Below are 17537 nucleotides of genomic sequence, written 5' to 3'. Positions count from 1 at the left end.
CGTACGCGTCGTCCGCCCGTCGCCGCGCGTGTCCGGTCCCTTCGACGGGCTCAGCGACCTCGGTGGCGGCAGGGCCTCGGTCGTGCGCGGTGGCTGAGCTCGTCGAAGCCTCCGCCCCCGGCCCTACCGCTCTCTCACCCGCAACAACGCCTCACCCGCCGCGGCGATCGCCGCCGCCAGGGCCAGCGACACGGCGATCGTGACGAGAGCGCTCGCGGGGCCTGTCGCATCCAGAGCTGCTCCCGCAATCACACCGCCGATTGGCACGCCGAGCGACATCGCGGCGGTCGGATAGGCGAGGGTTTCGGTCACGCGGCCCTCGGGAGCGCGAGCGGATGCCACGAGGATCCCCGACACCATCACCGGCGACACCGCGAGCCCGAGCAGCAGGATCATCCCGAACAGCACCGGGACGGATCCCTGCGCGACAGGGAGCCCGACCGCGATGATCGCGGCCAGGGCTGCGAAGCCGATGTAGCGTGCCGCGGGCGACAGCTTCCACGAGCGGGCGCCGGTGATGACCGACCCGATCGCGATCGCGACGGCCAGGGCGCTGAAGGCGGGACCCGCGAGCCACGGTTGCTCGCCGACCTCGGCCCAGCCGACGAGGCTCACGTCGAACGCGCCGAACACCCCGCCCAGCGCGACGCAGGCGAGAGCGATGGGGACGACCCCGGCGGGCGGCAGGATCGTCGCGCGCCGCGGTCCCCGCGGCATCGGAGCGGGCTGCGTCCCGCGCTGCGCCGCAAGCCACACGCCCCCGATCACCCCCAACCCGAGCGAGCCGAGCATCGCCACCGCCGGATCGATCGTGGCCGCGACGGCGGTGATGGCCGGCGGACCCGCGATGAACACCATCTGATCGGCGATCGTCTCCAGCGCCAGCGCGGCGGTCCGCTGCGACTCGGGCGCCAGCACCGTCCAGCGTGCGCGCACGGCGGAGGTCAGGTCAGGAGTCGACGCCCCGGTCGCGAATGCGGCGACGAGCCACGTCCAGAACGGTGCCCCCGTGAGCACGAGGGCGAGGAACCCGGATGCCGCGAGCACGAGGCATCCGAGAGACGCCAGGATCACCCGGGCCTGGCCGTGCCGATCCATCCGCGACGACCACAGCGGTGCCGCGATCGCCATGCCGACGACGAGCGGAGCGACGACGAGACCGGCGGAGGCGAAGCTCCCGGTGGTGGCGGACACCAGCAGGATGACGCCCAGGGAGAGGGTCGCCCGGGGGAACCGCGCGAGGATGCCCGCAGCGACGAAGCTCCGCGCTCCCGGCAGGCGTAAGACCTGGCCGTAGGCGCGGACGCCCTTCGCTGGCGCAGCGACCACGCTCACGCGTCACCGCTCGGGACGGTCACGCGGTGTAGTCGAATCGGCTGATCTCCTCGAGCGCCTCGACGACGAACGAGACGCTGTCCTCGAACAGCTTCGCCCCCGCCGCGGCGTTCGCGCCCGTCGGGTCGCCGAGCACACCCGTGGGGCCGAAGTCGTTCGACAGCCACCCGAAGGTGACGGGCTTGGAGTTGAAGCCGATGTGACGGAAGTCCCCGATGTGCGCGGGGACGGTCGCGTGGAACTTCGACGGATCGACCAGCTCGGGGCGCAGGTGCATGATCATGCTCGTCTCGCCGTACCCGGCGTGGATGCCGGTGCCGTGCTCGTCCGGACCGCCGTCGGTGCCGTCGAACGAGGGCACGCGCGCTGCCGGCATGAAGAACGTGCGCAGGCCGAAGCGGCGCCGCAGCTCCCGGTTGGCCACGTTCAGCAGCGCGACGTTGCCGCCGTGGCCGTTCACGAAGACGAGCGTGCGGGCTCGCGTCGTCAGGATCGAGCGGCCGATGTCGACCACCGTCTGCAGCATCGTCTCGGGCGTCAGCCACAGCGTCCCCGGCGCCCACGAGTGCTCGTCGGACTTCGTGATCGACAGGGTCGGCAGCTGCCAGACGTCGAGACCCTGTGCCGCGGCGCGCGCGACGGCGGCCGTCGCGGAGGCCTCGGCGACGATGGCATCCGTCGCCAGGGGGAGGTGCGGACCGTGGTGCTCGATGGCACCGGTGGGAAGCACGAGGATCGAGTCCTCGGTCAGGGCCTCGGCGGCGGCGGGGCCGCTCAGTTCGGCGAGAAGCCGGCTCATCGGATCGCTCCCTTGCGTGCGCCCGTGTACTCGGGGTTGAGCTTGCCGGGGTTCAGCAGGCCCTTCGGGTCGGTCAGGCGGGCGGTCTCGACCGTCTCCTCGACGTGGAAGTCGACGTTCCACTGGTGCGGGTTGTGTACACCGACCCCGAGGGCGTTGAGGTCGGCGATGCCGCGGTAGACATCCTCCTCGCTGACGTAGGGAGCGGCGAGCATCCCGATCGGGTGCTGCTTCGTCGACTCGACGTGCAGCTTCGCGCCGGGGAACACGGCCTCGACGGCGTCGACGTTCTCGCTCAGCGGCATCCCGGCCACCTCGAGGTGGAACACCTCGTGCGGCTGGCTCTTCTGGTACCACTCGATGGGGTGGTTGTAGCTGAGCATCGACAGGCGGATGCTCGCCTGCGGCCCCTCGCGCACCGCCTCGACGCGGCCGCCCGAGCCCTCGATGATCGCGGTCACGGTGTCGATCTGTGCGGCATCCAGGATCACACGAAGGCTCGATCGGCCCTCGGGGATGGCCTCGTCAGCGGGGAGGGATGCCGAGATCTCGGGGCCGTCGCCCGACACGAGCCGCGGCGAGGGGTCGAGGTTGCCGATCGTCTGCAACACCGACAGGGTGCCGGCGAAGTCGGGGAAGCTCGCCCACAGTCCACGCCATTCGCGCAACGGCTCGAGGCGGACGGTCGCGCGGACGATGACGCCGGCGGTGCCGTAGTTGTGCACGTACTTCTGGGCCTCGTCGCCTTCGACGTGGTGGATCTCGGCGCTGCCGTCGGCGTGCACGACGTCGAGCGCCGCGACGAAACCGCGGTCGTTGGAGCCGTGCGCGATCGAGCCGGTGCCGCCGGAGCCGCCGGAGAGGAAGCCGCCGATGGTCGACTGTGCGGTCGAGGGGTACATCCACAGCGCTTGGCCCGCGGCCCACGCGGCCTGCTCGAGCAGCACCATCGGGGTGCCGGCCTCGGCGGTGATGAAGCCGTCGCCCACCTCGACGATGGCCTTGGCGCGGGTGGTGTCGACGACGAGGCCGCCCTGCATGGGGATGCCCTGGCCGTAGTTGCCGGTGCCCTTGCCGCGCACCGTGACGGGCACGCCGTGACGGGATGCCGCGGCGACCGCTGTCGCGATCTGTTCGGCGTCGGCGGCGAACACGACGAGGTCGGCGAGGCCGAGGGGGAGTTTGGCGGCGATGATCGGCGACATCGGCGATCCGTCGACGCTCGCGCGCTCGCGGACGCGGGGCTCGGTGCTGACGGCGGCGGGGCCGAGCAGGTCGAGGAGCTCGTCCTCGAGGGAGAGGACGCGGGTGGCGGTGTCGCTCATGGGGTTTCTCCGGGTGGAACGGGTTGTGGGGAAGGGGGCGGTCCCTTCGACGGGCTCAGGGACCTGGGGTGCGGCGGGGGTGGCTGAGCTCGTCGAAGCCACCGTGCGTGACGTGCGGCCCGGCCCGCACGAGGCGGACCGGGCCGAGGCGCGCGTGCGAGCCTGGCGGGGATCGAGTGGTCGGGTCGGCATGAGCCGATCCGACCACTCGGGTCAGAACGAGATGGAGGTGTCGATGAACTCGTTCGTGTAGAGGTCGTCGGCGGTCTCACCCGACGCCGGCGGGGTGCCGAGGTCGGTGTAGACCTTGGCTGCCTTCGTGTAGAAGTCCGCGAAGCGGGTGTCGTCGAAGTTGCCGTAGGTGGAGTCGGGGCCGTTGCCGACGAGGCCGAGGTCGACCTGCGTCTTCACCGAGTAGTCGGCGACGCCCTGCGTGTAGGTCCAGCCGGTGGCGTACTCGTCGACGAGCTTCAGGATGAGGTCGTTCGCCGCGGACGGGTCCTTGTAGTAGTCGATGCCGGCCTTCTGCAGCACGGGGACGAGCTTCGACAGGCACGGGGACAGCTCATCGAAGGTGTCCTTCTTCACCGACATCGACGACTGGTAGGTCTGCCATCCGGCGTCGTGGATGAGGGCGAACTTCACGGGCTTGCCCCAGGCCGAGACCTCGTTCTCGTAGACGTACGGCTCCGCCGACGCGAAGCCCTGCTGCATGTCCTTACCGCCGGCGGCGACGAAGTTCGACGGGGTGCCGTCGTACGAGCCGTCGAGGATCGAGGCGTTCGCGAGACCGGCGCTCTTGAGGTACTCGATGTACGCCGAGCCGTCGAAGTAGCGCCACACGCCGCCGTTCTTCTCCAGCGCCGGGGCGACGTCCTGGATGGTCTTGACGTCGGGGTAGGTCGCCGGGTCCCACATGACCATCGTCGGGCTGATGTCGAGCGGGGCGAAGACGGCCTTGGTGGGCGTGGTCGCCGACAGCTGGATCGCCTCGTCGGTGCTGACGTAGCCGAGCGTGATCGCGTCGTCCTGGTACATCTGCGCCGAGACGGTCTGGAAGCCGATGGCGGGTCCACCGGCGCGGATCTCGAGGTTGACGCCGGTGTACTCGCCGTCCGCCATGAGCGGGCCGGTGACGGCCTTCGTGTTGGCGTCGATCGTGTAGTCGTCCTTGATCATCTCGTAGAGGTGACCGTGCTCGGCTTCGGGGTTCCAGTCGGTCTGGACGACGATCGTGGAGGGGCAGTCGGCCGACAGGTCGACCGATCCGATCGGCTTGTCGGACGCCGGTGCGGCCTGTTCCGCGGCGCTCCCGGCGCACGAGGTCAGGGTGAGGGCGATCGCGAAGGCGCCGGTGGCGGCGGTGGCGCGAAGGAGGGTGGAGCGCTGCATGCTGGGTCGCTTTCTGTGACGAGTGGAGCTCGGGTGCGGAGATGGTGCAGGTTCACGGGTGTTTCGGGTACGCCGGATGCCGCCCCCGTGCGCCTGAGGCGGCGGGGGTCCGTGGCATCCGGGGGTCGGGTCAGCGCGTGCTGTCGTACCAGCGGCCGACGGCGACCTTCGACAGCCAGCCGAAGAAGGCGAAGATCGCGACACCGAGCAGGCACGCCGCGAGGATGGCGGCGAACAGCTCGGCGCTCTGCAGGCGCGACTGGTAGTTCGAGATGAGCGAGCCGATGCCCGGCTCGCCGCGGCGGAAGAAGTAGTCGCCGACGATCGCGCCGATGACCGAGAGCCCGGCCGAGGTGCGCATGCCGACGAAGATCGAGGGGAGCGCGGCGGGGAGGGTGAGCTTCGTCAGGACCGTCCACTTGTCGGCCTTCTGCAGGCGGAACAGCTCGCGCTGCGACTTGTCGACCGACTGCAGACCGAACAGGGTGTTCGAGACCATCGGGAACAGGGCGATCAGCACGCAGACGATGACGCGGGCGAGGAACTCGTAGCCGAACCAGAAGCCGACCAGCGGCACCAGGGCGAGGATCGGGATGCACTGGAGCATCACGGCGTAGGCGTAGGTCGAGCGCTCGACCCAGCGGGCCAGCGACATCGCGATGGCCCAGCCGATGCCGATCACCATGGCGATCGCGAGGCCCGTGAGGGCGACGCCGGTGGTGCGGAACAGCGCGATCCAGATGTCGGCACCGACCTGCGGGTCGAAGAAGCCCATCGTGAACATCTCGTGCGGCATGGGCATGAGGAAGCCCTTGCCCGAGGCGGCCAGCGCGATCGAGACGCCGTACCAGGCGCCGAGCAAGACGACCAGGACTCCGAGCGGCGGCAGGATCGACGCGGCGCGGGCGCCGAAACCCCGGCGACGCGCGGCCGGGCTCGTGCGCGGCGGGGTGGGCGGAGGAGTGGATGCCGTGGGCTCGGGCGACAGCGCGGCCACCGGCTCTGCAGACGTGGTGCTCATGAGTGTCCTTCCCGAAGGGCGTGGGAGACCTCGCCGACGAGCTTCGCGTACTCGGCCGTGTAGCGGATCTCGGGGTCGCGGGGCATGTCGAAGGGGATGTCGAAGGTGTCGACGAGGTGACCGGGGCGACCCGACATCACGACGACCTTGGTGGAGAGGTAGATGGCCTCGGAGACCGAGTGCGTGATGAAGAGCCCACCGAACTTCTGCTCGACGAAGATCTTCAGTAGCTCGTCGTTCAGGCGTTCGCGGGTGATCTCGTCGAGAGCCCCGAACGGCTCGTCGAACAGGAAGAGTTCGGGGTCGAGGGTGAGGGAGCGTGCGAGCGAGGCGCGCATCTTCATGCCGCCCGACATCTGCTTCGGCAGGTGCTTCTCGAAGCCGTTGAGACCGACGAGGTCGATCGCCCACTGCGCCTTGGGGCCGCGCACCCGCTTGGGCTGCCAGTTGAGCTCGGCCAGCAGCTCGACGTTGGACCGCACGTCGCGCCAGGGCAGGAGCGTGGCGTCTTGGAAGACGTACCCGATGCGGTCGGTGTTGACGGTCGCGGTGCCTTCGCTCGCGGTCTCGAGGCCGGAGGCGATGCGCAGGAGCGTCGACTTGCCGCAGCCCGAGGGGCCGACGACGCTGACGAACTCGCCGGCGCCGACGGTGAGGTCGACGCCGGAGAGGGCGGTGGTGCCGTTGGGGAACGTCATGGCGACGTTGCGGAAATCCAGCAGCGGCGCGGTGGGATCCGCGGTGTCTACGGGAGCAGGGGAGGCCAAGGTCACGGGAGCGCTCACTTTCCGGTCGGGTTACGGTGTCGTCGCGGATGCGGCGGCGCGGACGGGTTCGGTGGTGCGGGGAATCGCCGTCTCGGTCGAGACGGTGGTGCGGCTGACGAGACGGCCGCGGTGGATGACCACGCGATCGGCGCTCGCGAAGGCGACGGCGTCCCCGAGCGAGTCGGCGCGGATCGCGACGAGGTCGGCGCGGGCACCCGGCGCGGGTCCGGCGACGGGAAGCCCCATCACGTCGCGCGCGCCGATCGTCACGGCATCCATGGCCTCGGCGGGAGCGAGGTGCCCCGCCGAGACGAGGAGCGAAGCGGTCTCGAGGTGGTCGCAGCGGCCGACGGGGTTGAAGGGGTCACGGACGTTGTCCGCCCCGGCGGCGACGCGGACGCCCGCGGCCTTGAGGCGGCCGATCGGCGCGATCCCGCGGGGCACGGCGTGCTCGGCATCCCACCCCTGCAGGTACAGGTTGGTGATGGGCAGGGCGATGACGCCGATGTCGGCGACGCGGATCTCTTCGGCCAGCTCGGCGAGGTCGCGGACGGGCATCATGCTGAGGCGTACGCAGTGTCCCGCGGTGCGGGGGCGATGCCACCCGGTCACCGCGCGGGCATATACCGAGAGGGTGTCGGCTCCGGCGAGGCTCTCGTCAGTGTGCAGGTCGATGCCCACGTCGCGACGGCGGGCGAGGGCGATCAGGCGCTCGAGATCGGCGATCGGGTCGTCGGCGAGGTGGGGTGCGCCGCCGACGAGGTCGACGCCCGCGTCGAGCGCCGCGTCGAAGACGTCGTCGGCGATGGTCGGCCCGCCCAGGGCGACGATCTCGATGTCCATGAGGTCGTCGAGCTCTTCGCGCAGGCGCACCATCGCGCGGACGCCCGTGAGCGGGTCGTCGCCGCGCAGGAGGTCGACGTGGGTGCGGACGGACGTGATCCCGGATGCCAGCATCCGCAGCGCCGTGGACCGGGCGCGCCCGAGGGTCTCGTCTTCGTCGAGGTCGACGGCGAACGCGTGCCAGCTCTCGATCGCGCGCTCGAGGTCGCCGAACGGGGGCTGGATGGCATCCCACGATTGCGATTTGTCGAGGTGCGCGTGGGGCTCTGCGCCCGCGGCGGTGACGAGGTAGCCGGTCAGATCGAGCGTCTCACCGTCGGTGTCGGGGAGGGGGCTGCCCGCCGGCACGACCGCCAGCACCTCGTCGCCGTCGAGCGCGATGTCGACGAGCGCGCCCGCGGGGAGGCGCACGCCGCGGAGGGCGGCGATCGAGACGGGTGGAGCGGCAGACACGGGGGCCTCCGAGGAGTCGGGTAGACAGTCGTCGAGACGGGAGCCACGGCATCGGGGCGGGTCGCCGGGGGCGGCCGGCCAGTGTTCGTGTGACGAACATCTGGCGATGATCCGATGCTAGGAACCACGCGTTTCCGCTGTATTTCCTCGGCGTGACCCTCGTGACAAACCTTTCGCCGCGCGCCCGGGGCGCCCCTCCCGCGAGCGCGCGGGGCGACGAGAACAGGGGATCCCACCGGTACAGGCCGTTTCGCCGCGAATCCGCCTGTCTCCGAAAGATCCCCTGTTCTCGTGCTCACCCTCCCTGGGTGAGACCGGTGATCAGGTTGATCGCGACAGCCACCACGAAGGTGCCGAAGAAGTACGACAGCAGACCGTGTCCCATGGCGATGCGGCGCGAGGCGGTCGACGATTGCGTGACGTTGCTCGCGCTGTAGGCCATTCCGATCGAGAAGGCCGTGTAAGCGAAGTCGCTGTAGGCGGGGTCCTCCTCCTGGTCGAAGTCGAAGCGGTAGCGGTCGTCGAGGTAGTACATCCGGGCGTACTTGAAGGCGTAGACGGTGTTGACGAGAGCCCAGGCCGCCACGACGCCGATGACGGCGAGGATGGCGGATGCCGACCCGATGGCATCCTGCTGCTGGCTGCGGATGAGCGCGAACACGACGAGGGCGATGCTCAGGAAGGTCGCCGCGATGATGAGTGCGTCGACCAGCTTGCGAGAGCGGTCCTCGTGCCGCGCGAGGGAGCGTGTGCGCTCGCTGTCGGCGGGCCACGCCCGCGACCACGCCCACGCCAGGAAGACCCCGGACGCGGCCACCCACCCCAGCAGGGGGGCCAGTTCCGGGATGCCGAGGAGCACGGCGACCAGCGCCGTCGCCAGGCCGACCCCCGCGGCGACACCGGCTTTTGGGGCGAGATGAGACATGATGCTCCTTTCCAGGGTGGTACCCGTTCGGTTCAGACGGTCCGGGCGCGCACGAGGGGGACGTACAGTCCCGCCCTCTCGGCGCGCACGGCCGCTAGCGCCCGCGAGGTGGCGTCGAGCTTGACCAGAATGTGTTCCAGGTGTGCTGCGATCGTGCGGGGAGACACCACCAGCGCCCGGGCGATCTCGGCATTGGAGCATCCTTCGATGACGTGCCCCAGGACTTCGAGCTCCCGCGGCGTCAGCCCCCGGAGTCGTTTGGCCGGTGAGAGCACGGCGATCCCGGATGCCACGGTGTCGAGATCCTGCTCGCCGGCCAGCACGGTGACCCGGACGTAGCCGTCTGGCGAGCGGCGTGTGCCGCGCGGCCAGAGGAACGTGGCGTACGTGCGTCCGTCTCCGAGCGCGTCCCGGGCAGCTCCGATGAGCTCGGAGTCTGCGGTGAGGAGGTCATCGTCCGACAGCCCCGGCAGGCGCGCGACGCGCCCGTCCGGCAGGAGGGCCGCGCCCGCGGTGGCGCCGCCCACGAAGACCGCCGAGGCGGCGAGCGACCGGAGAGGGTCTATGCCCGCCGCCAGTTTCGGCACCAGTCGCGCGAGTCGCCGTCGGAGGGTCGGCGGCGGAGGGTCGGCGCGGCGGAACAGCACCGTCACGAAGCCGACGTGCCGACCACCCTCCCCGAAGAGCGCGACCGACAACGCTTCGTGGAACCCGGCGGGAAGCAGGCACTCGGCCCAGCTCTGCAGGTCCGTCGGCGAGGAGGGCAGATCCGAGAGGCTGGTGGGCGGGCGATCACGGTTGGCTCCGGTGATCTCGATATCACGAGCCATCTGGGGTCCGCTGAGGTAGCGCACGCTCGATCGGTCGAGGTCGGTGCTCGCGATGGAGGTGTATCCCTCACCGTCCGGCTCGGCCAGCGCCAGCCAGGCCCCGTCAAACGGGATGTGGTGATGCAGCTCGTCCAGGAGCGCCTGCGCGCGCTCGTGGACGGGCCCCGGGCGTGCCGCGATTTCTGCGAGCCGAAGCGCGCCATCTCCTGTCACGGGGGTCGACCACCTTCGCATCGATCGTGCGTCGGGGAGTCTCCCCGACCTGTGCGTCATGGGGTAGCACGTCAACCCCTGATTTGACCACCGCCTGGCGGGCATCCCGGATCGGTCGATCTGCCGATGGCGTCGCCTTGCGGCCGGGAGTGACATGGAGGTGTCGCGGGGTCGGACGTCGCGCGACTCGTTCGAAGACAGGGCACTCACGGAAGGGAACGGACATGAAAGCAGTCGTGTACGAGGGGCCGCGGCAGGTCACGGTGAAAGATGTCCCGGACGCGCGGATCGAGCGTCCGACCGACGTCCTGGTCCGCATCACCACGACCAACATCTGCGGGTCCGACCTCCACATGTACGAGGGCCGCACGAGCTTCGAGACCGGGCGGTGGTTCGGTCACGAGAACATGGGCGAGGTCATCGCGGTCGGCGACGGCGTCGACAAGGTCACGGTGGGCGAGCACGTCGTGCTCCCGTTCAACGTCGCGTGCGGGCACTGCAAGAACTGCGAGCGGGGCCTCACCAATTACTGCCTCACCGCTCAGCCCGTGCCCGAGTGGGCGGGTGCGGCGTACGGATTCGCCGACATGGGGCCGTGGGCGGGCGGCCAGGCCGAGCTGCTGCGCGTGCCCTGGGGCGACTTCAACTGTCTGCGTCTGGGAGAGGATGCCGAGGAGCGCTCCGCCGACTACGTGATGCTGGCCGACATCTTCCCGACCGGCTACCACGCCACGGAGATGGCGGGAGTGAAGCCGGGGGATCAGACCGTCATCTACGGCGCGGGCCCGGTCGGCCTGATGGCGGCCTTGTCCGCCACGATCAAGGGCGCGAGCAAGGTGATGGTCGTCGACCGGCATCCGGATCGACTCCGACTGGCCGAGTCGATCGGCGCGATTGCGATCGACGATTCGAAGGTCGACCCCGTGCAGGCCGTCCTCGAGCAGACCATGGGTCTCGGCGCCGACAACGGGTGCGAATGCGTCGGCTACCAGGCGCACGATCCGAGCGGCGACGAGCAGCCGAACCTGACCCTCAACCGTCTGGTGCAATCGGTGCGCTTCACGGGGCGGATCGGCACGGTCGGCGTCTTCGTGCCGCAGGACCCGGGCAGTCCCGACGCGTTGGCCAAGGAGGGCCAGATCGCGTTCGACATGGGCCTGCACTGGTTCAAGGGCCAGACCATGGGCACCGGCCAGGCGCCCGTGAAGAAGTACAACCGCCAGTTGCGCGACCTCATCGCCGCGGGGAAGGCGAACCCCTCGTTCATCGTCAGCCACGAGTTGTCACTCGATGAGGCACCGGATGCCTACGAGCACTTCGACAACCGAGACGACGGGTGGACCAAGGTCGTCCTCAAGCCCGGAAAGGCGGCGTGATCATGGCGGGCAAGGCGGCTGCGGCCGTCGGCATCGGGGTCGCGACCGTCGCGGCGGGGCTCGTCGCCCGTTCCCTGGTGAAGAAAGAACGCGAATCGGACGGCGACGGCGCGCATCCCGAAGGGTGGAAGGCGGTGACCATCCTCGGTGAGGCCGAGGACTTCTCCAGCGGCGGGTATCCCGAGCCGTTGAGGCGGCAGGCCGAATCGCTCGAGATCCGTATCGAGCCGGCTCCGGGCGACAAGGGCTTCGAGGTGCACGCCCGGGTGCGGGAGGGGACCGAGCTCGCGGGCGAGGACGATCCCGGCAAGGCGCTTCGCGAAGCCCTCCGCGACGCGAAACAGCTCGTCGAGACGGGCGAGATCCTCCGTTCGACACCGAGGCCGCACGGAGAGCGACCGCCCACCCTGCTCGGGGGCGCGGTCGACAAGGCAGAGGACGAGGCGAAGGGCGAGGGTGTGCTGTGAAGGCTCTGTGTTGGACCGGGGTGAACGAGCTCTCGGTCGAGAACGTCGAGGATCCCGGCATCCTGAATGCGCAGGATGCCATCGTGAAGGTGACGCTCAGTACGACCTGCGGGTCGGATCTGCACCTGCTCGGCGGCTACGTCCCCACGATGCGCGCCGGCGACGTGCTCGGCCACGAGTTCATCGGCGAGATTGTCGAGGTCGGGTCCGCCGTCTCGAAACACAAGGTCGGTGACCGCGTCGTGGTCTGCTCGTTCATCAGCTGCGGGAAGTGCTGGTACTGCCGAAACGAGCTGTACTCCTTGTGCGACAACGGCAACCCCAACGCGGGAATCCCCGAGATGCTCTGGGGGCAGGCCCCTGGCGGCTGCTACGGCTACTCCCATGCTCTCGGTGGCTGGGCCGGCAGCCACGCCGAGTACATCCGCGTGCCCTACGCCGACCAGGGCGCGTTCCCCGTTCCGGAGGGGGTGAGCGACGAGCGGGCGCTGTTCGCCTCGGACGCAGGCCCCACCGGATGGATGGGCGCCGACCTCGGCGGAGTGAAGCCCGGAGACACCGTTGCGGTGTGGGGCGCCGGCGGGGTCGGGCAGATGGCGGCGCGGGCCTCGCTGCTCCTCGGCGCGGAGCGTGTGATCGTGATCGATCGGTTCCAGGAACGGCTCGCTCAGGTGGAGCAGATCATCGGCGCCGAGACCATGAACTACGAAACCAGCGAGGTGACGGCTGAGCTTCGGGAGCTGACCGGCGGCCGAGGGCCCGACGTGTGCATCGAAGCGGTGGGGATGGAAGCCCACCGCGACGGTCCCGATTTCGCGTACGACCAGCTGAAGCAGCAGCTGCGGCTTCAGACGGACAGGCCCACGGCCGTTCGCGAGGCGATCTTCGCCGCCCGCAAGGGCGGCAGCCTCTTCGTGCTCGGCGTGTTCGGGGGCTTCGTCGACAAGTTCCCGTTGGGGGCGGTGATGAACAAGGGCCTGACGCTGCGCTCGGCGCAACAGCACGGGCACCGGTACATCCCGATGCTGCTCGAGCGGATGGCGCGGGACGAGATCCGCACCGAGCACCTCGCCACGTATGTCATGCCCTTGGAGGACGGACCGGAGGGCTACGCGATGTTCAAGAAGAAGACGGACGGGTGCGTCCGGGCGGTCTTCCGGCCCTGACGCCGACCTCCGTCATTCCCGCGAGCGCTCGCCGCCACGAGAACAGGGGATGCCACGGGAACAGGCCATTCCACGCCGGATCGGCCTGTTTTCGCCGAATCCCCTGTTCTGGTGACGGCAGGGCCGCCGCGCGCGTCAGAGCTCGAGCGTGATCCGCTCGCACGCGGCTCGCGAAACGCACACCATCATCGAGCGGTTGGCATCCTGTTCCTCCGGCGACAGCACGGAGTCGCGGTGCTCGACGTCGCCGTCGACGACCGCGACCTCGCACGTGCCGCAGGTGCCGACGCGGCAGCTGGAGGGCACGACCGCGCCCGCCTCTTCGACGACGTCGAGGATCGACCGCTCGGGCGGAACCGTCACGGTGATTCCCGACATCATGAGGTCGACCTCGAAGGGCTCGGCCCACACGGGCGAGCCGAGCACCTTGGCCTCGAAGCGCTCGAGGTGCAGGCTCCCGCGCGGCCAGCCCGCCATCGCCTCCTCGAGGGCCTCGAGCAGACGTGAGGGGCCGCACGAGTACACCACCTCGCGGGCGACGGGGGTGCCGAAGCGCTCCGCGAGGTCGAGACGACGGCCCTCGTCAGCCGCGAAGACCTCGACCCGCTCGCCGTAGCGGGCGACCAGCTCGTCGACGAAGGCCATGGTGCGTCGTGAGCGTCCCGCGTACAGAAGCGTCCAGGCTGCGCCCGCGGCATCGGCCGCCTCGATCATCGGCACGATCGGCGTGATGCCGATCCCCCCGGCGACGAAGACGTACGAGCGCCCGGCGGTGGGAGCGAAGAGGAAGTGGTTCGCCGGTCCGCGCACCCGGAGCGTTTCGCCGACGTGCGCGTTCTCGTGCAGCCATACCGACCCTTCGCGCTCGCGGAGCACGCCGATGCGCCAGGTGCCCCGCTCGCTCGGTGAGCCGCACAGCGAGTACTGCCGCTCGATCCCGGCGGGCAGCACCACGTCGATGTGCGCGCCCGGCGACCAGTGCGGCAGGGTGCCGTTCGCCCGCTCGAGGTCGAGCACCACCACGCCGTCGGCGGCCTCGCGCCGTTGCCGCACGATCGCGTCGAAGGTCACTCCACCGCTCATGAGACTCCCGGGGCCGTGTCGTCCACCGCGTCGGTCGTCGATCCGTGGACGAGTTCTTTGACGATCAGCAGCCGGTAGGGCTCGCCGTCGGGTGAATGCCACCGGTGCGGAGTGCCCGATCGGCAGTAGACGGAGTCACCCACGCTGAGTCGTCGTTCGCCGAACGGACCGAGCGAGATCACGATCGTCCCCTCGAGGACGGTGAGGAACTCGTCTTCCTCGTGCACGTAGTGGTCACCCGGTTCGGCATTCGCGCCGCGGAACTCCAGGGGCTCGAACCGCCGCGGACCCGCGGCGAGAAGGCGGGCGCTGCCCTCGGCGTAGGGGCCGATCAGGCCCTCGTCGGCGAGCACGACCGACGGGCGCACGTCCTGGTCGGTCCGCGGAGGTTCGGATGCCGCGATCAGCTCGACCCGGCTCGTCCCCAGGGCGCGGGCGAGGCGCTCGAGGCTCGCCATGCTCGGACGCGCGAGCCCCCTCTCGAGCTGGCTGAGGAAGGGGTGCGACAGGGCGGCGGCCTCGGCCAGCTGCGTCAGGGTGAGCCCTCGCGCTTTGCGCAGTCCCCGCACGCGCGCTCCGAGCCTCTCGTCACCGGTGGGGGAACGGTCGACCGACGTCGCAGGAGCCATGGTCGTCATCGTCCCACCCTCTCGAACAGCCGCGCGACGATCTCGTCCTCGTCGGCGGTGAGCAGGCGTCCGTCGTCGACGACGATCCGACCGCCCACGATCACGGTGCGCGGGCGTCGTCCGGGTGAGGCCCAGAGGAGCCCTGCCACGGCGTCGGCGACGCCGGCATCCGCCACTCCCGACACCTCCCACAGGCAGAGGTCCGCGGCGGACCCCGGTGTCAGGCGGCCCAGCTCCGGCCGACCCAGCCCGTCCGCCGAACCCGAGGTCGCCAGCGACAGGACCTCGGATGCCGGCAGCTGCGGCCCCACGAGGGCCGAGACCTGCATCGCGAGGCGCGCATCGGCGAGCAGGTGCCCCGCGTCGTTGCTGCCTCCGCCGCTGGTGCCGAGGCCCACGGGGATGCCGGCGTCGAGAAGGCGGCGCACCGGTGCGATGCCCCACCCCATGGGCACGTCGCAGCCGGGTGCGTGCGTGGCGGAGACTCCGGATGCCGCGATCCGCGCGATCTCGTCATCGGTGACGTCGCACAGGTGAGCGAGCGTCACGTCGGGGGCGAGCCAGCCCCAGTCCTCGAGGAGGCCGAGGGGCCGCGAACCGTAGCGCTCGAGGGCGATCTCGACGTCGACGACCTCGTTCGCCTGCGTCCGCCGCCGGAGGCCGTATGCGCGGGCGACCTCGCCCAGCAGGTCGAACGTCTCGCGCGGGTCGCTGTGGACCCCGGCGGGCCCGACGGCGACCTGCAGCATCCCGTCGGCGGAGACGCCGCCGGGCGCGCCGGGCACGAGCGCCTGCACGATGGCCTCGGCCGACGCGGCGGCTTCCTGCGGGTCGTCGCGCGCGGCCCCGCGCACGAACACCAGGCGCGCGCCGAGCTCGGCCGCGGCATCCGCGGCGGCTCGTGCCACGCCGATCGTGTCGGCTCCGCTCGGCCAGGTCAGGTGGTGGTCGGCGACAGTGGTCACCCCGCTCAAGAGGGCTTCGGCGAGTCCCGCGCGCGCGGCCAGACCGGTCAGCTCGGGATCGATCCCCGCGGCGGTGTAGGCCGCCGCCATCGCCGGCAGCCATTCGCGCATCGGGATGCCGCGGGTGCCCGGGAGCGTCCGGAACGCCGTCTGCAGCAGGTGGTGGTGCGCGTTCACGAGACCCGCCGTGACGACGCAGCCCGTGGCATCCACCACGGTGGCCCCGGTCACGTCGGCGCCCTCGACGATCCGTCCGTTCACGCAGGTCACGTCGCCCGTGCGGACGTGTCCGCCGTCATCGACCACGGCGACCGCGTCGCGGATGACCAGAACGCTCACGCGCTCCTCACCGCGCACGACGCTCCTGTCGGCATCTCTCGGACACCGTCGTGCACCCTCGCCCCGAGACCCTCGCGCAGCGGTCGCGCGCCGGCGGCGTTGCGGGATGCCACGATCTCGGCGATCACCGACAGTGCCGTCTCCTCGGGCGTCGAGCCCCCGAGGTCGAGGCCGAGGGGGGAGTGCAGGCGCGAGAGCTCGGCATCGGTCACTCCGGCCGAGCGCAAGAGCACCGCGCGTCGCGCGACGGTGGCACGCGCCCCCATCGCCCCGACGAAACCGACCGGCATCCGCAGGGCCGCGCGCAGCGCCGGCACGTCGAGGCGCTCGTCATGTGTCAGCACGCACACCGCGGTCCGGTCGTCGGGGGCGTCGAGGGTCGCGAGGTAGTCGTGGGGGGAGGCGACGACGAGCTCAGCGGCATCCGGGAAACGTTCCGGGGTGACCAGGAGCGCCCAGTCGTCGCAGACGGTGACAGCGAAGCCCGCGGCGGCACCGAGGCGGCACAGGGCGGCCGCGTGCTCGCCCGCGCCCAGCACGATCAACCGCGGTGGGGCGGGCTTGCGCAGCACCAGCGGCTCCCCGTCGAGGTCGAGACGGAGCACCGCCTCGCGGCCCGCGCGGGCGTCCCCCAAGGCCGCCCGCACGGCGTCGCCCTCGATCGGGTACGCCACGACGTCGACGGCCCCGCCGCACGCGAGGCCCGCCGCGATGGGGGTGACGACGCCGTCGTCGGAGAAACCGAACCGGGCGCGGCGCACCGTTCCCGTCCGCAGCGCGTCGAGGCCGAGCATCACCGCGTCGCTTTCGACGCACCCGCCCGAGATCGATCCGATGACGCGGGCGTCGCGGGTGACCGCGAGGGTGGCGCCCACTCCGCGCGGCGCGCTGCGCACCACGGCGGTGACGGTGACCGCCGCGACCGGGACGTTCGCGTCGAGCAACGGCAGCAGGTCGGCGGCCAGATCGAGCATGGACGCGACGGTAGCCGGGGCGTGTTTCGCGCACGCTACGCTGTCGTGACCATGCCCGCCGCCCCCCTCGAGCCGCCGTGCGGAGTCGTCTTGGCCGCGGGGGCCGGTCGTCGTTTCGGTGGTCCCAAAGCTCTCGCCCGCACCCCCGCGGGTACCCCCTGGATCGCCCTCGCGGTCCGCGCCCTGCGCGAGGGAGGATGCGGTGACATCTTCGTCGCGCTCGGCGCCGGAGCCGACGTCGCGACACCGCTCGTGCCGACCGGGACGACGATCGTGCGCGTCGACGACTGGGAGTCGGGCATGGCGGCGTCCCTCCGTGCGAGCCTCGCGCGGGCGGCATCCGGATCCGCCCCGGCCGCCGTCGTCGTGCCGGTGGACACCCCCGATGTCGCCCCGGCGGCCGTCGCACGCCTGGCTCGCCGCGCCGCGCCCGACGCCCTCGCCCAGGCGGTCTACGGCGATCGGCCCGGGCACCCGGTGCTGCTGGGTCGCGACCATTGGGCGGCCGTGAGCGCCGCCGCCCGCGGCGATATCGGGGCCCGGCCCTACCTGATCGCGCAGAACGCCGAGCTCGTCGAATGCGGCGATCTGTGGTCGGGGGCCGATCGCGACGAGCGCTGATCACGGTCTGATCA

At 70.9% G+C, this 17537-nt stretch carries 17 protein-coding genes; 4 read left to right on the top strand and 13 right to left on the bottom strand.

All coding sequences use genetic code 11. The annotated features are described in order from the left end of the window. Positions 1-123: 123 nt before the first annotated feature. The 9 genes from PIR02_04310 to PIR02_04270 all read right to left on the bottom strand — a co-directional run bounded on the left by PIR02_04310 (position 124) and on the right by PIR02_04270 (position 9903). Positions 124-1335, bottom strand: coding sequence for an MFS transporter (locus PIR02_04310; GenBank protein ID WZH37890.1), 1212 nt, complete (start codon positions 1333-1335; stop codon positions 124-126). A gap of 19 nt (positions 1336-1354) precedes the next feature. Next, positions 1355-2134 carry a creatininase family protein gene (locus tag PIR02_04305; protein WZH37889.1) on the bottom strand — a complete coding sequence of 260 codons (780 nt, stop codon included), beginning with the start codon at positions 2132-2134 and terminating at the stop codon, positions 1355-1357. After that, positions 2131-3459 (bottom strand): FAD-binding oxidoreductase, encoded by a 1329-nt coding sequence (locus PIR02_04300; GenBank protein ID WZH37888.1) that lies wholly within the window; start codon positions 3457-3459, stop codon positions 2131-2133. The genes PIR02_04305 and PIR02_04300 overlap by 4 nt, the downstream gene beginning before the upstream one ends. A 213-nt stretch (positions 3460-3672) precedes the next feature. Next, positions 3673-4851, bottom strand: a complete 1179-nt coding sequence (locus tag PIR02_04295) for an ABC transporter substrate-binding protein (protein WZH37887.1) — start codon at positions 4849-4851, stop codon at positions 3673-3675. Positions 4852-4981: 130 nt separating this feature from the next. Next, positions 4982-5872 (bottom strand): ABC transporter permease, encoded by an 891-nt coding sequence (locus PIR02_04290; GenBank protein ID WZH37886.1) that lies wholly within the window; start codon positions 5870-5872, stop codon positions 4982-4984. Further along, positions 5869-6645, bottom strand: a complete 777-nt coding sequence (locus tag PIR02_04285; protein ID WZH37885.1) for an ABC transporter ATP-binding protein — start codon at positions 6643-6645, stop codon at positions 5869-5871. Before PIR02_04285 ends, PIR02_04290 begins: the two co-directional genes overlap by 4 nt. A gap of 24 nt (positions 6646-6669) precedes the next feature. Then, complete coding sequence (locus PIR02_04280) at positions 6670-7935, bottom strand: amidohydrolase family protein (protein WZH37884.1); 1266 nt, start codon at positions 7933-7935, stop codon at positions 6670-6672. 295 nt (positions 7936-8230) lie between these two features. Further along, entirely contained in the window at positions 8231-8860 is a 630-nt protein-coding gene (locus PIR02_04275; GenBank protein WZH37883.1) for a DUF1345 domain-containing protein, read from the bottom strand. A gap of 32 nt (positions 8861-8892) precedes the next feature. Then, the gene (locus PIR02_04270) at positions 8893-9903 is read right to left on the bottom strand and encodes a helix-turn-helix transcriptional regulator (protein WZH37882.1); all 1011 of its coding nucleotides are present in this window, start codon (positions 9901-9903) and stop codon (positions 8893-8895) included. Positions 9904-10127: 224 nt separating this feature from the next. Between PIR02_04270 and PIR02_04265 the strand changes: the two genes are divergently transcribed. The 3 genes from PIR02_04265 to PIR02_04255 are packed head-to-tail and all read left to right on the top strand — an operon-like array spanning position 10128 to position 12912. Further along, positions 10128-11279, top strand: coding sequence for a glutathione-independent formaldehyde dehydrogenase (locus PIR02_04265; GenBank protein WZH37881.1), 1152 nt, complete (start codon positions 10128-10130; stop codon positions 11277-11279). Then, on the top strand, positions 11276-11746 hold the full coding sequence (locus PIR02_04260) for a hypothetical protein (GenBank protein ID WZH37880.1): 471 nt from the start codon (positions 11276-11278) through the stop codon (positions 11744-11746). Before PIR02_04265 ends, PIR02_04260 begins: the two co-directional genes overlap by 4 nt. Continuing rightward, positions 11743-12912, top strand: coding sequence for a glutathione-dependent formaldehyde dehydrogenase (locus PIR02_04255; GenBank protein ID WZH37879.1), 1170 nt, complete (start codon positions 11743-11745; stop codon positions 12910-12912). Before PIR02_04260 ends, PIR02_04255 begins: the two co-directional genes overlap by 4 nt. Before the next feature lie 135 nt (positions 12913-13047). Here PIR02_04255 and PIR02_04250 read toward each other — a convergent pair whose 3' ends face one another. Genes PIR02_04250 through PIR02_04235 form a run of 4 tightly spaced genes read right to left on the bottom strand, consistent with a single transcriptional unit; the run spans position 13048 to position 16902 of the window. After that, positions 13048-13995 carry a PDR/VanB family oxidoreductase gene (locus PIR02_04250; GenBank protein WZH37878.1) on the bottom strand — a complete coding sequence of 316 codons (948 nt, stop codon included), beginning with the start codon at positions 13993-13995 and terminating at the stop codon, positions 13048-13050. After that, positions 13992-14633: a helix-turn-helix domain-containing protein gene (locus tag PIR02_04245; protein WZH37877.1), complete on the bottom strand. Its 642-nt coding sequence runs from the start codon at positions 14631-14633 to the stop codon at positions 13992-13994. Before PIR02_04245 ends, PIR02_04250 begins: the two co-directional genes overlap by 4 nt. Beyond that, positions 14630-15928 carry an amidohydrolase family protein gene (locus PIR02_04240; protein WZH37876.1) on the bottom strand — a complete coding sequence of 433 codons (1299 nt, stop codon included), beginning with the start codon at positions 15926-15928 and terminating at the stop codon, positions 14630-14632. Before PIR02_04240 ends, PIR02_04245 begins: the two co-directional genes overlap by 4 nt. Continuing rightward, complete coding sequence (locus PIR02_04235) at positions 15925-16902, bottom strand: XdhC/CoxI family protein (GenBank protein ID WZH37875.1); 978 nt, start codon at positions 16900-16902, stop codon at positions 15925-15927. Before PIR02_04235 ends, PIR02_04240 begins: the two co-directional genes overlap by 4 nt. A gap of 51 nt (positions 16903-16953) precedes the next feature. On the opposite strand from PIR02_04235, the gene PIR02_04230 reads away from it, so the two are divergent. Further along, complete coding sequence (locus tag PIR02_04230) at positions 16954-17523, top strand: NTP transferase domain-containing protein (GenBank protein WZH37874.1); 570 nt, start codon at positions 16954-16956, stop codon at positions 17521-17523. Positions 17524-17537 lie beyond the last annotated feature (14 nt).

The organism is Microbacterium enclense (genome assembly GCA_038182865.1).
Taxonomy (GTDB): domain Bacteria; phylum Actinomycetota; class Actinomycetes; order Actinomycetales; family Microbacteriaceae; genus Microbacterium; species Microbacterium enclense_B.
This window is presented reverse-complemented; position numbering and strand designations above follow the sequence as displayed.

Excerpts from the sequence above, each read along its gene's own strand:
- PIR02_04235 (WZH37875.1), bottom strand. The coding sequence starts at position 16,902 with ATGCTCGATCTGGCCGCCGACCTGCTGCCGTTGCTCGACGCGAACGTC.
- PIR02_04265 (WZH37881.1), top strand. The coding sequence starts at position 10,128 with ATGAAAGCAGTCGTGTACGAGGGGCCGCGGCAGGTCACGGTGAAAGAT.
- PIR02_04300 (WZH37888.1), bottom strand. The coding sequence starts at position 3,459 with ATGAGCGACACCGCCACCCGCGTCCTCTCCCTCGAGGACGAGCTCCTC.
- PIR02_04245 (WZH37877.1), bottom strand. The coding sequence starts at position 14,633 with ATGACGACCATGGCTCCTGCGACGTCGGTCGACCGTTCCCCCACCGGT.
- PIR02_04305 (WZH37889.1), bottom strand. The coding sequence starts at position 2,134 with ATGAGCCGGCTTCTCGCCGAACTGAGCGGCCCCGCCGCCGCCGAGGCC.
- PIR02_04230 (WZH37874.1), top strand. The coding sequence starts at position 16,954 with ATGCCCGCCGCCCCCCTCGAGCCGCCGTGCGGAGTCGTCTTGGCCGCG.
- PIR02_04290 (WZH37886.1), bottom strand. The coding sequence starts at position 5,872 with ATGAGCACCACGTCTGCAGAGCCGGTGGCCGCGCTGTCGCCCGAGCCC.
- PIR02_04275 (WZH37883.1), bottom strand. The coding sequence starts at position 8,860 with ATGTCTCATCTCGCCCCAAAAGCCGGTGTCGCCGCGGGGGTCGGCCTG.
- PIR02_04295 (WZH37887.1), bottom strand. The coding sequence starts at position 4,851 with ATGCAGCGCTCCACCCTCCTTCGCGCCACCGCCGCCACCGGCGCCTTC.
- PIR02_04250 (WZH37878.1), bottom strand. The coding sequence starts at position 13,995 with ATGAGCGGTGGAGTGACCTTCGACGCGATCGTGCGGCAACGGCGCGAG.